Raw genomic sequence first — 13197 nt, forward strand, 5'->3', positions numbered from 1 at the left:
CAGGATGATGAAGCTGTAGAGCGCGATCTCGCCCAGCAGGAACGACCAGTGGGTCGGGAACACCTTGTTCAGCTGGTGCCGCAGGCCCTTGGCCATGTGGTACCGCTGGTCGGCGTTGTTCGCGGCGTCGCCCAACGCCTTCTCGACCGGGCTCGACCCCTTGGTCGGCGTGGTGAGTGAACTCATGACTTACGCTCCCAAAAGGCCGGACCGATGGCCTCGATGAAGTCGCCTCGCGCGATCAAGTATCCCTCTTCGTCCACCGTGATCGGTAGCTGGGCCAGCGGACGGGTCGCCGGGCCGAAAATCGGCTTCGCGTAGTGGAGGGCGTCGAACTGCGACTGGTGGCACGGGCACAGGATCCGGTTGGTCCGCTGCTCGTACAGGGAGGTCGGGCAGCCGACGTGGCTGCAGATCTTCGTGTACGCGTAGAGGTCACCGAAGTTGAAGTCCTCCTGGCCGGCCCGCTTGACCACCTTGGCGGCGTCGGTCGGGCGCAGGCGGATCAGCATCACCGGGTTGTCGATCCGGGTCAGCGCGGCGGCCAGCAGCTCCGGCTTGTCCTTCTCGGAGTCGCGGTACGGGAAGACCGTCTCCATCGCGCCGGCGTCGAGGTCCTCGGCCTTGACCAGGCTGACCTCCTCGCCCTCCTCCAGCGGCTTGCCGGTGTTGCGGCGCAGGTAGACCTTCTCGCCCGGGAAGTTCGGCTGCCAGCCGGTGTGCCAGAGCGACGCCCGGTTCTCGGTGTCCTTCCACGGGTTCTTGATGAAGGACGCCAGCGGCAGCGCCGCGGCCGCGAGACCCAGCGCGCCGGCCCCGGCGATCGCCGAGCGCTTGATCAGCGACCGGCGGGCGATGGTGCTGCGGTTCCCGGCGTCGGCCAGGTGCGCGAGGATCGTGGCGCGGTCGACCTCGGCCGACCCTTCGCCCTGGTTGTCGCTGCGCTGCTGCACCGCGACCTCGGCGGGCACGAACTTCTTCGTGTACAGGATCACGCCGATGCCCAGGCCGAGGATGGCCAGGCCGAGCGTGATGCCCAGCATCGGGGTGTAGAGGCTGTACCAGAAGTGGCCGCTCTCGTTGTCCGGGGCCTCGTACTGCCACGGCCACCAGATGAGCGAGACGACGAACCCGATCCCGGCCAGCGCGGACAGCCCGAACCAGAACGCGACCAGGCGCTCGGCGCGCTTCTCCGCGCGGGTGCCCTCCACGGGCCACGGCGTCGGGTACTCGACGATCTCGACCCCGTCGAGCTGCCCGCCCAGCTTGAGCAGCTGGTCCCGGTCCATCTCCGCCAGCTCCGCCTCCGTCGGCGGCTTCGGCCCCTCGGCACTCATGCCTTCGATCCAATCCACAACGTCACGCCGATCAGCGCGGCGATCCCGACGATAAAGGCGATCACACCCTCCGAAGCGGGGCCGACCCCGCCGAGGCCGTTCCCACCCGGGTTGTTGTTGCCGTCCGACACCGACTTCACGTAGGCGACGATGTCCTTCTTCTCCTCCGGCGACAGCTGCCGGTCGGAGAACTTCGGCATGTTCTGCGGCCCGGTGAGCATGGCCGTGTAGATCTGCTCTTCGCTGGCCGGGTCCAGGTTCGGCGCGTACTTGCCCGCCGACAGCGCACCGCCGCGGCCGGTGAAGTTGTGGCACGAGGCGCAGTTGAGGCGGAACAGCTCGCCACCGCGGGCCGGGTCGGAGCCACGCAGGGCCTCGCCCTTCTCGGCGGGGCGCTGGACGCCGCCACCGTGCGCCTGGATGTAGGCGCCGACCGCGTCGATCTCGGCCTCGGTCAGCTTCGGCGGCTTGCGCTCGACCTGCGCCTCCTGGCGGGAGGCGGGCATGCGGCCCGAGGAGGTCTGGAAGTACACCGCGGCGTCGCCGATGCCGATCAGGCTCGGCCCGCGGTCCTGCACGCCCTCGAGGTTCGCGCCGTGGCAGGCGATGCAGGTGTTGTTGTAGACCTGCTCGCCGAGGCGCAGCTGCGCCGGCGTGCCCTGGGCCTGCGCGGTCTGCGGCTCCGGGGCGAACACGGCGTACAGGGCGCCGGCGCCCACCAGCGCGACGCCGAGCGCGAGCAGGCCGGCGAACCGCCTCCGCAGCTTCGACCGCGCGCGGTAGCGGCGCTCCGAGGTTTTCGTGCTGGTGGTCATCTTGCGGCAACCCTTGCTGTCAGTTCAGGCCGATGGTGAAGGTGGTGGCGGCTGAGTGGACCTACGGAAGGAGGTAGATCACACCGAAGAGGCCGACCCACACGATGTCGACGAAGTGCCAGTAGTAGGACACGACGATCGCCGACGTGGCCTGGGCGGGCGTGAACTTGCTCAGTTTCGTGCGGATGAGCAGGTACACGAAGGCGATGAGCCCGCCGATGACGTGCAGGCCGTGGAACCCGGTGGCGAGGTAGAAGACCGTGCCGAACGGGCCAGACGGGATCGTCATCCCCTCTTCGACCAGGTTGTGGTACTCGTTGGCCTGGCCGCCGACGAAGATGGCGCCCATGATCAACGTGATGATGTACCAGCGGCGGAGGCCGTAGACGTCGCCGCGCTCGGCCGCGAACACGCCGAACTGGCAGGTCAGCGAGGACAGCACGAGGATCACCGTGAACGGGATCGCGTACGCCACGTTGAGGTGGAACTCCTCGCCGTGCAACGGCGGCGGCCACTGGCCGGAGGAGTTCTGCGCCTTGACGGTGAAGAACATCGCGAACAGTCCGGCGAAGAACATCAGCTCGCTGGACAGCCACACGATGGTGCCGACACTGACCATGTTCGGCCGGTTCAGCGAGTGGACCCGCTGACTGATGGTGGGAGCTGCCGTTGTCACGCGTCGCATTATGTCCTCTCGCGCCGCCGCTCCGCCGGGTGGGTCCACGGCGAGCCGTCTGCGTAACCGATCACACCGGATGCCCGGGAAGGTGAGAGCTACTCATGGGTTTACTCGACCGGCTGCTTGACCTGGTCAAGAAGCGCGAAACCGCCGGTCTGACGGCCGATACGCCCGGTTTGGAGATCGTCGCGGAGGCCTTCGACCCGGTGGTCGCGGACTCGGCCGTCCTCGCCGCTTCACCCGACTGGGTCAGCACGGCACCGGCCGTCCTGCGGCACCACCTGCTCCTGCCGCCGGACCGCGTCGCCGAGGCGGCGTCGATCCTCGCCCAGGACGGCTATGAGCTGCGAGAACAGGGGCTTTCGGGTGACCTGGCGCGGGTGCACGCGGTGCGCGTCCAGGTGCTCGACGCGTTGCACTGCGCGCAGGAAAGGTCCCGGATGGCCGGTCTGGCGCAGCGGCTCGGGGGTGACGCGCTGGGCTGGGACGCGCTCCAGCCGGAGGCGCCCGCGTGATGTCGGTCTCGGCCGATACGATCCACGGCAGTGCCGAACCGGGGCTGCGCCCCGGGCCGGGGGCTCCGCCACCCGGAACCCCCGAAAGCAGTTGTGCGGTGACGAGATGGAGGCGTGTCCAACATGGGCGAGCGGTCGATGCGGGTCCTGGTGTTCAGCCACAAGGCGGAGGTGCGCGAAGCGATCGTGAACGCGGTCGGCCGGCGGCCCGCCGCCGACCTGGCGCGCGTGGACTACGTCGAGGCGGCCGGCATCGCGGACGTGCTGTCCGAGGTGGACGCGGGCAACGTCGACCTGGCGATCCTCGACGGCGAGGCGCAGCCCACCGGCGGCATCGGCCTGTGCCGCCAGCTCAAGAGCGAGATCACCGACTGCCCCCCGATCGTGGTCGCGGTGCGGCGCAAGGACGACCGGTGGCTGGCGACCTGGTCGCAGGCGGACGCCGTCCTGGTGCACCCGCTGGACCCGCTGACCGCCGCGGAGACCGTCGCCGACGTGCTGCGCCGGGTCCCCGCCGTGAACGGCTGAGCCCGGTGACCGCCCCGGTCCCCCGCACCTGGCCGCCGCTGCTCAAGCAGCTCGTCGCGCGCGTCGACCTGTCCGAAGAGGACACGGCGTGGGCGATGGACCAGATCATGAGCGGCGCGGCGAGCCCGGCCCGGATCGCCGGGTTCGCGGTGGCGCTGCGCGCGAAGGGCGAGACGCCGTCCGAGATCTCGGGCATGGCGGCGACGATGCTGGCGCACGCCAAGCGGGTCGAGCTGGACAGCCCGGCAGTCGACATCGTCGGCACCGGTGGCGACGGCTCGAACTCGGTGAACATCTCGACGATGGCGACGATCGTCACGGCGGCGGCCGGCGCGCCGGTGGCCAAGCACGGCAACCGCAGCGCGTCGTCGAAGTCCGGCGCGGCCGACGTCCTGGAGGCGCTCGGCGTCACGATTTCGCTGCCCCCGGAAGACGTCCAGCGCAGCCTGACCGAGGTCGGCGTGGGGTTCTTCCTGGCGTCGGCGTTCCACCCGGCGCTGCGGCACGCGGGCCCGGTCCGCGGCGAGCTCGGCATCCCGACGACGTTCAACCTGCTGGGCCCGCTGACGAACCCGGCCCAGCCGGGCAGCGCGCTGATCGGCTGCGCGTACGAGGACAAGACGCACGTGCTGGCGGAGGTGTTCGCCCGCCGCGGCACGACGGCGCTGATCGTCCGCGGCGACGACGGCCTGGACGAGATCACCACGACGACGACCTCGTCGGTGTGGGTGGTCTCGGGCGGAACCGTGACCACGCGGTCCCTGGACCCGGCGGCGCTGGGAATCCCGCGCGCGACGGCGGACGACCTGCGCGGCGGCGACGCGGCCTCGAACGCCCAGGTGGTCCGCGAGCTGGTGGGCGGCAAGCCGGGCCCGGTGCGCGACGCGGTGCTGATCAACGCGGCCGCGGCACTGGCGGCGTTCAGCGGCTTCTCGGGGACGCTGGAGGACGACCTGCGCGGCGGGCTGGCCAAGGCGGCCGAGGCGATCGATTCCGGGGCCGCGGCGGCCCTGCTGGACCGCTGGATCGCCTTCAGCTGACGCGGGGGCGCGTCAGCCGCGGAAGGCCGCGCGGTACGACGTCGGGCTCGTTCCCCTCAACCGGGTGAACTGGTGCCGCAGCGCGGCCGCCGACGCGTAGCCGCACGCCACCGCGATGTCCTCCACCGACAGCCGGCCCTCCTCCAGCAGTGCCTGGGCGCGGTCCAGGCGCCGCTCGGTCAGCCAGCGGTGCGGGGTCGTCCCCGTCGCCGCCGAGAAGCGGCGCAGGAACGTCCGCTCCCCCAGCCCGCTGCGCCGGGCCAGCTCCGCCACCGTGAACGGCCGGTCCAGCCGCCGCTCCACCCACTCCAGGGCCTCCGCCACCACCGAGTCGTCCGGGACGGACGGGACCGGCGCCTGGACGAACTGCGCCTGACCGCCCGCCCGGAACGGCGCCGCCACCATCCGGCGCGCCAGGGTCGTCGCCGCCGTGACGCCGCGCAGCCGGCGCACCAGGTGCAGGCACAGGTCCACCGCCGCCACCGTGCCCGCGCTCGTCAGGATCCCGCCGTCGTCCGCGTACAGCGCCTGGGTGTCCACCACCGCCGTCGGGAAGCGCGCCCGGAACTCCGTCTCGTACACCCAGTGGACCGTGCAGCGGCGGCCGTCCAGCAGGCCCGCGTAGCCCAGCGTGAACACCCCCGCGCAGAACCCCGCCACCCACGCGCCGCGCGCCGCCGCGTCGCGCAGGACGTCCAGCACCTCCGCGGGCGGTGGTGCCGTCCGGGGCGCGCACGTCGGCACGATCAGCAGGTCCGCCGCCGCCGCGAAGTCCAGGCCCCGGAGCCCGGACAGGCCGAAGCCCGACCAGCTGGCCACCGGCGCCCCGGCGGGCGAGCAGACCCCGAACTCCCAGCCCTCGATGCCCTCGGCGCTGCGGTCGGTGCCGAAGACCTCGCACGCGACCCCCAGCTCGAACGGCGAAACGTGGTCGGCCAGCACCACCGCGACCCGGTTGACGTCCATGCCGGCCAGCATGTCACAAGTTTTGCGGCCGTTGTCATCTCTGACACTGGTTGATCGACGCGGACCGGACGAACCTGGGCACATGACGAACTCCGAAACCCGCCCGCTGCTCCAGTGGTCCGCGGCGATGGCCATGTCCGGCACGATCGGCGCCGTCGTCCTCGAGAGCGGCGCGGCCGCGCCCGCCGTCGCCTTCGCCCGCTGCTTCGTCGGCGGGGCGCTCCTGGTGATCTGGTGCTTCGCGCGCGGCTGGCTGCCCGCGTGGCGGCCCTCGAAACGCGACCTCGGGCTGGCCGTCCTCGGCGGCCTGTTCCTGGTCGGCAACTGGGTGCTGCTCTTCGCGTCCTACGCGCTGTCGTCCATCTCGGTCAGCACTGTCGTCTACCACACCCAGCCGCTGATCCTGGTCGGTCTGGCGGCCGCGTTCCTCGGCGAGAAAGTGGCCAAGAGCCACCTGGTCCGGGCCGCGATCGCGTTCGGCGGCGTCGCCCTGATTTCCCTCTCAGCGCACGGTGAAGACGGCAAACCCGTGCAACTGGCCGGAATCGGGCTGGCGCTCGGCGCGGCCGTGCTCTACGCCGGCGCGTCCTTCGTCGCGAAGCAGCTGAAGCACGTCCGGCCGCACCTGCTCGCGGCCGTCCAGACGACGGTGGGCGCGCTCGTGCTGGCACCGTTGCTGCTGGTCACGCCGCTGCCGACGAACCCGCAGGGGTTGCTCTGGCTGGTGCTGCTGGGCACCGTCCACACGGCACTGATGTACGTGCTGATGTACGCGAGCATCGGCAAGCTGCCGACCACGACCGTGGCGCTGCTGTCCTACCTGTACCCGGTGGTCGCGGTGCTGGTGGACATCGCCTTCTACGGCCACCGCCCGACCTGGCCGGAGGCACTGGGCATGCTCGCAGTACTGGCCGCCGCGCTGAGTCCTCAGCGGGGCGGCCAGTCCAAAGGGAACGCGAAGGTCAGTCGTGCGACGGACCCGTGTGGTACTCGAACACCAGCCCGCCGATCGTGATCAGCAACGCGACCAGCGCGATGACGATCAGCCAGATGTGGAAGAACGCCAGGCCCAGCGCCGCGAGGGCCGCGGTGGCGGCCATACCGACCGGCCAGTAGCTGCCCGGGCTGAAGAAGCCCAGCTCACCGGCGCCGTCGCTGATCTCGGCGTCCTCGCGGTCCTCCGGGCGCGGTTCGATGCGGCGGGCGACGAACTGCATGTAGCTGCCCGCGAGGAACGCGAGGCCGCCGGTGAGGAACAGCGCCACGATGCCGACCGGCTCGGGCCGGCCACCGAAGCGGGGGTCCAGCACGGCCCACACCCAGTAGACGCCCGCCATGAACACGGCGAAGACCGCCACGATGAAGAAGATGCGCGCTTCGACCTTCATGGGTCTCTTCCTACTCCCTGTGCTGGCTGGGCGTCAGTTGGACGCGGTCCGCGCGGTGCGGTCGGTGTTGAACGGCTGGGTGGTCACCGCGTGCGGAGTGCACAGCTCGCCGCAGTTCATCTTCGCCAGCGCTTCGGCGGCGGTGAACGCCTGGCCGGTGGCCGGGTTCACCTGCTTGCGCAGCGCGATGTACTGGTCGTACTTGTCCGCCGACAGCGCGCGGACCTCGAAGTTCATCACCGAGTGGTACGTGCCGCACAGCTCCGCGCACCGGCCGACGAAGGAGCCTTCGCGGTCGATCGTGTTCTGGAAGGAGCTGTCCTGGTTGTTCTTGTCCGGGTTCGGCATGACGTCCCGCTTGAAGTGGAACTCGGGCACCCAGAAGGAGTGGATGACGTCGGTGGAGATCAGGTCGTACTGGACGACCTTGCCGACCGGGAGCACGAGCAGCGGGATCTCGCCGGACGAGCCGACCGTGCTCACCTGCTGGCCGTCCGCCTTCTTCGCGGACTCGTCCTCGTACTTGAACTCCCAGTTCCACTGGAACGCCACGACCTGGACCTTGACGTCCGGGTTCGGGATCTTGTCCAGGACCTTCGACTCCGTCGTCGCGGTGAAGAAGAACAGGACGCAGACCATGATCGTCGGGACGACGACCGTGAACAGCTCGAGCGGGATGTTGTACTGGAACTGCCGGGGCAGCTCCTCCGGCTCGCCGTCGACCGTCTTCTTCTTGCGGTGGAACGTCGCGGTCCAGAAGATCAGCGCCCACACGATGGCGCCGACGACCAGCGCGGCCACCACGGTCCACGTCCAGAGCGTGCGCATGTCGTTCGCCTGCTGCGTGACGCCCACCGGCCAGCCGAACCGCAGGATCTCGTCGCCGGAGCAGCCCGTCGCGGTCAGCGCGACCAGCACGGCCAGCGCGGCGACGCGTACGGTCCGCTTCCCCAGGGTGCGCTTGGGTTGTCCCACTGCGCCTCGCCCTTTCACCCAGAGCCTCCTACGACCGATCTTTGTGACAGGCGGAGCCTAGCCGAGTTGGCCCGTCCCGCTGACCAAGGGGTAACCATCGACGTGCGTGTTACTCGCCACCTGGGTCCCGGCATACTGGGGCCTTCCCCAGCCCGGTGAAGACCCTGAAGGTGTGTGAGTACCCGTGTGCGGCCTGCTTGGACTGATCTGCGCGACCGAGACCGGCGCGGCGAACGCGCGTGACGCCGTCGGCGCGGCCATGCGCTGCCAGCGTCACCGCGGCCCCGACGAGCAGGACACCTGGGCCGACGCCGAGGTCGTCTACGGCTTCAACCGGCTCGCATTCATCGACGTCGAGCACGCCCACCAGCCGCTGGTCTGGGGCCCGCCGGAGGCGCCGGGCCGGTACACGATGAACTTCAACGGCGAGATCTACAACTACCTGGAGCTGCGGGCCGAGCTGGCCGAGCGGCACGGGGCGAAGTTCGAGACCGAGGGTGACGGCGAGGCGATCGTCGCCGGCTTCCACTACCTCGGCGCCGACTGGGTGAAGCGCCTGCGCGGCATGTTCGCCTTCATGATCTGGGACTCGCAGGAGAAGAAGGTCTTCGGCGCGCGCGACCCGTTCGGGATCAAGCCGCTGTTCTACTCGGCCGGCCCCGGCGGCGTGGCCTTCTCCAGCGAGAAGAAGAGCCTGCTGGAGCTGTCGGACACCCTCGGCGTCGCCCAGGAGCTGGACCGCAAGGCGCTGCAGCACTACCTCGTCCTGCAGTACGTGCCCGAACCCGAGTCGCTGCACACCGCGATCCGCCGCGTCGAGTCCGGTACCTCGTTCGAGGTGGCCCCCGGCGGTGAGGTGAAGTTCACCCGCTACTTCCACCCGCAGTTCAGCGCCAAGCCGGTCAACGGGCCTGGTGAGGCCGAAGAGCTGTACCAGCGGATCGCCGATGTGATGCGCGACTCGGTCGGCAAGCACATGATCTCCGACCCCGACGTCACCGTGGGCGCCTTCCTCTCGGGCGGCATCGACTCCACGGCCACCGCCACGCTGGCCAAGGAGCACAACCCGAACCTGATCGCGTTCACCACCGGGTTCGAGCGCGAGGGCTACTCCGAGGTCGACGTCGCCGCCGAGTCGGCCGCCGCGATCGGCGTCAAGCACGTCGTCCGCACGGTCACGGCGGACGAGATGATGGAGGTGCTGCCGCTCATCGTCTGGTACCTCGACGACCCGGTGGCCGACCCGGCGCTGGTCCCGCTGTGGTTCATCGCCCGCGAGGCCCGCAAGCACGTCAAGGCGGTGCTCTCGGGTGAGGGCGCGGACGAGCTGTTCGGCGGCTACACGATCTACAACGAGCCGATCTCGCTGGCGCCGTTCGAGAAGATCCCGGGCGGCATGCGCAAGCTCATCGGCAAGGTCTCGACGAAGATCCCCGAGGGCACCCGCGGCAAGGACCTGCTGCGCCGCGGCGCGCTGCCGCTGGAGGACCGCTACTACGGCAACGCCCGCAACTTCCGCGACGACCAGCTGCGGAACGTCCTTCGCACGTACCAGGAAGGCATCGGCTTCAAGGACGTCACGGCACCTTGGTACGACGTCTCGCGCGGCTGGGACCCGGTCGCCCGCATGCAGCACGTCGACCTCTACACGTGGCTGCGCGGCGACATCCTGGTCAAGGCCGACAAGGTGACCATGGCGAACTCCCTGGAACTGCGGGTGCCGTTCCTGGACGCCGAGGTGTTCAAGGTCGCGGCGTCGATCCCGCTGGACCAGAAGCTGGCCCACGGCACGACGAAGTACGCGCTGCGCCAGGCCCTGGCGAAGATCATCCCGGCGCACGTGCTGAACCGGCGCAAGCTCGGCTTCCCGGTGCCGATCCGCCTGTGGCTGCGCAACGAGATGTACGACTGGGCTCGCGGGATCATCAGTGATTCGCGCACCGAGGAGCTGCTGGACAAGAAGGCGATCCTGGCGCTGCTGGAGGAGCACAAGGCGGGCCAGCTGGACCGCAGCCGCCAGCTGTGGGCGCTGATCGTGTTCATGCTGTGGCACGGCATCTTCGTCGAGCACCGCATCAAGCCCGAGGTGCCCGAGCCGGTGTACCCGGTCAAGCTCTGAAGGCCGTGAATGGCACATTGAGGGACTTGGCGTCCGTCAATGTGCCATTCACGGCCTTGGGGGGTCAGGCGGCGGGCAGGACCGCGGAGATCTCCTCGGCCGCGTCCGGGCCGAAGGCCTCGCCGATGCGGGCCAGGGCGTCGGTGCGGTCGAACGTCCACTCCTGCGTGCCGACCGTCTCCAGGACCAGCACCGCGATCAGCGAGCCGAGCTGGGCCGCGCGCTCGACGTTCAGGCCGCCGTCGAGGCCGGCCAGGAAGCCCGCGCGGAAGCCGTCGCCGACGCCCGTCGGGTCGGCCTTCGCGCGCTCGGGGACCGCGCCGATCTGCAGGGCCACGCCGTCCTTGCCGACGATCTCGACGCCCTTCTCGCCCAGCGTCGTGATCCGCACGCCGACCTGCTCGAGGACGTCGGCCTCGGTCCAGCCGGTCTTCTGGAGCAGCAGCTCCCACTCGTAGTCGTTGCTGAACAGGTACTTCGCGCCGGCGACGAACGCGCGCGCCTGCTCGCCGGTCATCCGGGCCAGCTGCTGCGACGGGTCGACGGCGAAGGCGTACCCGCGCTGGCGGCACTCCTCGGCGTGGCGGACCATGCCCTCGGGGTCGTCCGGGCTGATCAGCACCAGGCTGAGGTCGCCGGCGCGCTCGGCGATCGGCTGCAGCTCGATGTTGCGCGACTCGGCCATCGCGCCGGCGTAGAACGTCGCGATCTGGCAGAGGTCCTCGTCCGTCGTGCAGACGAACCGCGCGGTGTGCGCGACCTCCGACACGTGTACACCGGACGTGTCGACGCCGTGCCGCTCCAGCCACGAGCGGTAGTCCGCGAAGTCGGCGCCCACGGCACCCACGAGCACCGGCCGCACGCCGAGCACCCCGAGACCGAAGGCGATGTTCGCGCCGATGCCGCCGCGCCGGACCACGAGGTCGTCGGCGAGGAAGCTCAGCGAAACCCGGTGCAGCTGCTCCGCGACCAGCTGCTCCGCGAACCTGCCCGGGAAGTGCATGAGGTGGTCGGTTGCGATACTGCCGGACACCGCGATCCTGGCCCTGTCTGCCACCGGCTGCTCCTTTGTGCTCTTTCCTCACGGCAAAAGGCGCGAAGTTACCCCCGGGTCATGACCCAACCGGGTAGTTCGCGCGTGCCCAGCCGACACTACCGGCTGGTACTCCTTCTCCAGTCGAGAGCGGATCAATAGCGTTACGAATCGTGAACGCCGTCACCGAACCCGAGACCCTGTCCGAGCTGATCGCCGACTGCGCGCTCATCCCGGCGACCCTGCAGGCGGAGAGCCTGCCGCTCCCCCGCGTCACGGCCGAGCCGTGGGAGGTCGACGACGCTTGCCACGCCCAGGTGGCCGAGCTCGACGCCTACGTGTAGTCCGCAGACACGAAGAAGGCCCCGCCCTCCCGGTCCGGGACGGCGGGGCCTTTTCACGTCGGACTCAGTGGAACGAGTCGCCGCAGGCGCAGGAGCCGGTGGCGTTCGGGTTGTCGATCGTGAAGCCCTGCTTCTCGATCGTGTCCACGAAGTCGATGACGGCTTCCGACACGTACGGCGCGCTCATCCGGTCCACGGCGACCTTGAGGCCGTCGAAGTCGCGGAACAGGTCGCCGTCGAGCGAACGCTCGTCGAAGAAAAGCTGGTAGCGCAGGCCCGCGCAGCCACCGGGCTGGACGGCGATGCGCAGGTGCATGTCGTCGCGGCCCTCCTGCTCGAGCAGGGCCTTCGCCTTGGAAGCCGCGGCGTCGGTCAACGTGACGCCGTGGGTCTCCTCGGCGGTCTCGGCCTGCGTCGCGCCGGCGTGCTCAGCGGTCGTCATGGCACTCCCTCTAAGTTCGAACTCGCTGCGGATACTCCTCGTGCTGACGTCTTCAACACCCGGAGCGTCCGTTCTGTTCCCCCACCATGGTCGCACATCGATCGACCTGGTGAACGGCGGCGTGACGCCTGCAATACCCTGGTGAGGTGAGGTTCCTGCGCCGAAGCACCACAGACACCGCCGCCGAAGAGCCGGAGACGACCGAAGCCGTCGACGTCGGCGGCAAGTCGTTCACGCCCGGTAAGGGCAAGGCTACGCCCAAGCGGCGTGACGCGGAGGCGAAGCGGCGCGGCCCGGTGGCGCCCCCGCCGACCACCATGCGCGAGGCGATGAAGCGCAACAAGGAACTGCGCAAGTCGAACCCCCAGACGAAGGAAGACCGCCGCGCGGCCGCGAAGGCCCGCCGCGACGCGATGATGCGCGGCGACGACAGCGCCCTGCTGCCCCGCGACCGCGGGCCGGTCAAGAGGTACGTCCGCGACCTGGTCGACACGCGGCGCAACCTGCTGGGCCTGTTCATGCCGCTGGCGATCCTGGTGTTCCTGGCGCTGCTGGTGCCGATGCCCCAGGTCCAGTCGTACATCACGCTGCTGTGCACGGCGATGCTGCTGGTGATGGCGGTCGAGGGCGTCGTGAACGGGCGCAAGATCGCGAAGCTGGTCCGGGAGAAGTTCCCGAAGGAAGCGGTGAGCGGCCGGTCGATCGGGTGGTACGCGTTCGTGCGGGCGTCCCAGATCCGGCGGCTGCGGGTGCCGAAGCCGCGGTTGAAGCCGGGGGATCCGATCCCCAACTGAGCTGGTTTCGAGAAGCCGGGTGGAGCGAGCCTCCACCCGGCTTCTTGCTGTCCACGCCTCGCCGGAGCGTCGCGAATGTCGCATTGGGGGCACCGGAAGTCCCGAATGCGACTTTCGCGACCGCCGCAGCCGCCCGAGCCCCTTCCCGCCGAGTGGGTCACCTCCGGCCACCCGACCGCGGCGGACCGGCGGGCTTGCCCGAGGCGAGGCCGGAGTCACTCC

Annotated in this window: 15 protein-coding genes and 1 pseudogene; 7 read left to right on the forward strand and 9 right to left on the reverse strand. The window is 70.0% G+C overall.

Going from position 1 to position 13197, the window contains the following annotated elements:
• The 4 genes and pseudogenes from BLV96_RS48560 to ctaE form a co-directional block, all read right to left on the reverse strand.
• Positions 1-186, reverse strand: a pseudogene (locus BLV96_RS48560) (cytochrome bc1 complex cytochrome b subunit); the annotation flags it as partial.
• Positions 183-1337, reverse strand: coding sequence for a cytochrome bc1 complex Rieske iron-sulfur subunit (gene qcrA, locus BLV96_RS48565; protein ID WP_086681057.1), 1155 nt, complete (start codon positions 1335-1337; stop codon positions 183-185). The pseudogene BLV96_RS48560 and the gene qcrA, both read right to left, overlap by 4 nt.
• Positions 1334-2152, reverse strand: coding sequence for a cytochrome bc1 complex diheme cytochrome c subunit (qcrC, locus tag BLV96_RS48570; RefSeq protein WP_086681059.1), 819 nt, complete (start codon positions 2150-2152; stop codon positions 1334-1336). Before qcrC ends, qcrA begins: the two co-directional genes overlap by 4 nt.
• A gap of 61 nt (positions 2153-2213) precedes the next feature.
• Positions 2214-2837: an aa3-type cytochrome oxidase subunit III gene (gene ctaE, locus BLV96_RS48575; protein WP_086681061.1), complete on the reverse strand. Its 624-nt coding sequence runs from the start codon at positions 2835-2837 to the stop codon at positions 2214-2216.
• A 95-nt stretch (positions 2838-2932) separates the two neighbouring features.
• On the opposite strand from ctaE, the gene BLV96_RS48580 reads away from it, so the two are divergent.
• The 3 genes from BLV96_RS48580 (at position 2933) to trpD (ending at position 4914) form a co-directional block, all read left to right on the forward strand.
• On the forward strand, positions 2933-3346 hold the full coding sequence (locus BLV96_RS48580) for a hypothetical protein (RefSeq protein ID WP_086681063.1): 414 nt from the start codon (positions 2933-2935) through the stop codon (positions 3344-3346).
• Between the two features lie 123 nt (positions 3347-3469).
• On the forward strand, positions 3470-3874 hold the full coding sequence (locus tag BLV96_RS48585; RefSeq protein WP_086681065.1) for a hypothetical protein: 405 nt from the start codon (positions 3470-3472) through the stop codon (positions 3872-3874).
• A 5-nt stretch (positions 3875-3879) separates the two neighbouring features.
• Positions 3880-4914 carry an anthranilate phosphoribosyltransferase gene (trpD, locus tag BLV96_RS48590; protein ID WP_086681068.1) on the forward strand — a complete coding sequence of 345 codons (1035 nt, stop codon included), beginning with the start codon at positions 3880-3882 and terminating at the stop codon, positions 4912-4914.
• Positions 4915-4926: 12 nt separating this feature from the next.
• On the opposite strand, the gene BLV96_RS48595 is transcribed toward trpD, so the two are convergent.
• Entirely contained in the window at positions 4927-5880 is a 954-nt protein-coding gene (locus BLV96_RS48595) for a GlxA family transcriptional regulator (protein WP_086681093.1), read from the reverse strand.
• An 82-nt stretch (positions 5881-5962) separates the two neighbouring features.
• Between BLV96_RS48595 and BLV96_RS48600 the strand changes: the two genes are divergently transcribed.
• Positions 5963-6895 (forward strand): DMT family transporter, encoded by a 933-nt coding sequence (locus BLV96_RS48600; protein ID WP_086681070.1) that lies wholly within the window; start codon positions 5963-5965, stop codon positions 6893-6895.
• Here the strand turns inward: BLV96_RS48600 and BLV96_RS48605 are convergent.
• Both BLV96_RS48605 and ctaC read right to left on the reverse strand, forming a co-directional pair.
• Positions 6843-7268, reverse strand: coding sequence for a cytochrome c oxidase subunit 4 (locus BLV96_RS48605; RefSeq protein ID WP_086681072.1), 426 nt, complete (start codon positions 7266-7268; stop codon positions 6843-6845). The genes BLV96_RS48600 and BLV96_RS48605 overlap by 53 nt on opposite strands.
• Positions 7269-7301: 33 nt before the next feature.
• Positions 7302-8243: an aa3-type cytochrome oxidase subunit II gene (gene ctaC, locus BLV96_RS48610; protein ID WP_086681073.1), complete on the reverse strand. Its 942-nt coding sequence runs from the start codon at positions 8241-8243 to the stop codon at positions 7302-7304.
• A 184-nt stretch (positions 8244-8427) separates the two neighbouring features.
• On the opposite strand from ctaC, the gene asnB reads away from it, so the two are divergent.
• Positions 8428-10362, forward strand: a complete 1935-nt coding sequence (gene asnB, locus BLV96_RS48615; RefSeq protein WP_086681075.1) for an asparagine synthase (glutamine-hydrolyzing) — start codon at positions 8428-8430, stop codon at positions 10360-10362.
• A gap of 64 nt (positions 10363-10426) precedes the next feature.
• Here asnB and BLV96_RS48620 read toward each other — a convergent pair whose 3' ends face one another.
• A complete protein-coding gene (locus BLV96_RS48620; RefSeq protein WP_086681077.1) occupies positions 10427-11419 on the reverse strand; it encodes a carbohydrate kinase family protein in 993 nt (330 codons plus the stop codon).
• Positions 11420-11568: 149 nt separating this feature from the next.
• On the opposite strand from BLV96_RS48620, the gene BLV96_RS50225 reads away from it, so the two are divergent.
• Positions 11569-11739 (forward strand): hypothetical protein, encoded by a 171-nt coding sequence (locus BLV96_RS50225; RefSeq protein ID WP_167379980.1) that lies wholly within the window; start codon positions 11569-11571, stop codon positions 11737-11739.
• Positions 11740-11803: 64 nt separating this feature from the next.
• On the opposite strand, the gene BLV96_RS48625 is transcribed toward BLV96_RS50225, so the two are convergent.
• A complete protein-coding gene (locus BLV96_RS48625; RefSeq protein WP_086681079.1) occupies positions 11804-12181 on the reverse strand; it encodes a HesB/IscA family protein in 378 nt (125 codons plus the stop codon).
• A gap of 146 nt (positions 12182-12327) precedes the next feature.
• Here BLV96_RS48625 and BLV96_RS48630 point away from each other — a divergent pair, with 146 nt between their 5' ends.
• Complete coding sequence (locus tag BLV96_RS48630; RefSeq protein ID WP_086681081.1) at positions 12328-12975, forward strand: DUF3043 domain-containing protein; 648 nt, start codon at positions 12328-12330, stop codon at positions 12973-12975.
• Positions 12976-13197 lie beyond the last annotated feature (222 nt).

Origin of the sequence: Amycolatopsis pretoriensis (assembly GCF_900107925.1) — a bacterium.
GTDB lineage: Bacteria > Actinomycetota > Actinomycetes > Mycobacteriales > Pseudonocardiaceae > Amycolatopsis > Amycolatopsis pretoriensis.

What these genes read in the sequence shown, in the direction of transcription:
- qcrA (WP_086681057.1), bottom strand. Translation starts at nt 1,337, where the DNA reads ATGAGTGCCGAGGGGCCGAAGCCGCCGACGGAGGCGGAGCTGGCGGAG.
- qcrC (WP_086681059.1), bottom strand. Translation starts at nt 2,152, where the DNA reads ATGACCACCAGCACGAAAACCTCGGAGCGCCGCTACCGCGCGCGGTCG.
- ctaE (WP_086681061.1), bottom strand. Translation starts at nt 2,837, where the DNA reads ATGCGACGCGTGACAACGGCAGCTCCCACCATCAGTCAGCGGGTCCAC.
- BLV96_RS48580 (WP_086681063.1), top strand. Translation starts at nt 2,933, where the DNA reads ATGGGTTTACTCGACCGGCTGCTTGACCTGGTCAAGAAGCGCGAAACC.
- BLV96_RS48585 (WP_086681065.1), top strand. Translation starts at nt 3,470, where the DNA reads ATGGGCGAGCGGTCGATGCGGGTCCTGGTGTTCAGCCACAAGGCGGAG.
- BLV96_RS48595 (WP_086681093.1), bottom strand. Translation starts at nt 5,880, where the DNA reads ATGGACGTCAACCGGGTCGCGGTGGTGCTGGCCGACCACGTTTCGCCG.
- BLV96_RS48600 (WP_086681070.1), top strand. Translation starts at nt 5,963, where the DNA reads ATGACGAACTCCGAAACCCGCCCGCTGCTCCAGTGGTCCGCGGCGATG.
- BLV96_RS48605 (WP_086681072.1), bottom strand. Translation starts at nt 7,268, where the DNA reads ATGAAGGTCGAAGCGCGCATCTTCTTCATCGTGGCGGTCTTCGCCGTG.
- BLV96_RS48625 (WP_086681079.1), bottom strand. Translation starts at nt 12,181, where the DNA reads ATGACGACCGCTGAGCACGCCGGCGCGACGCAGGCCGAGACCGCCGAG.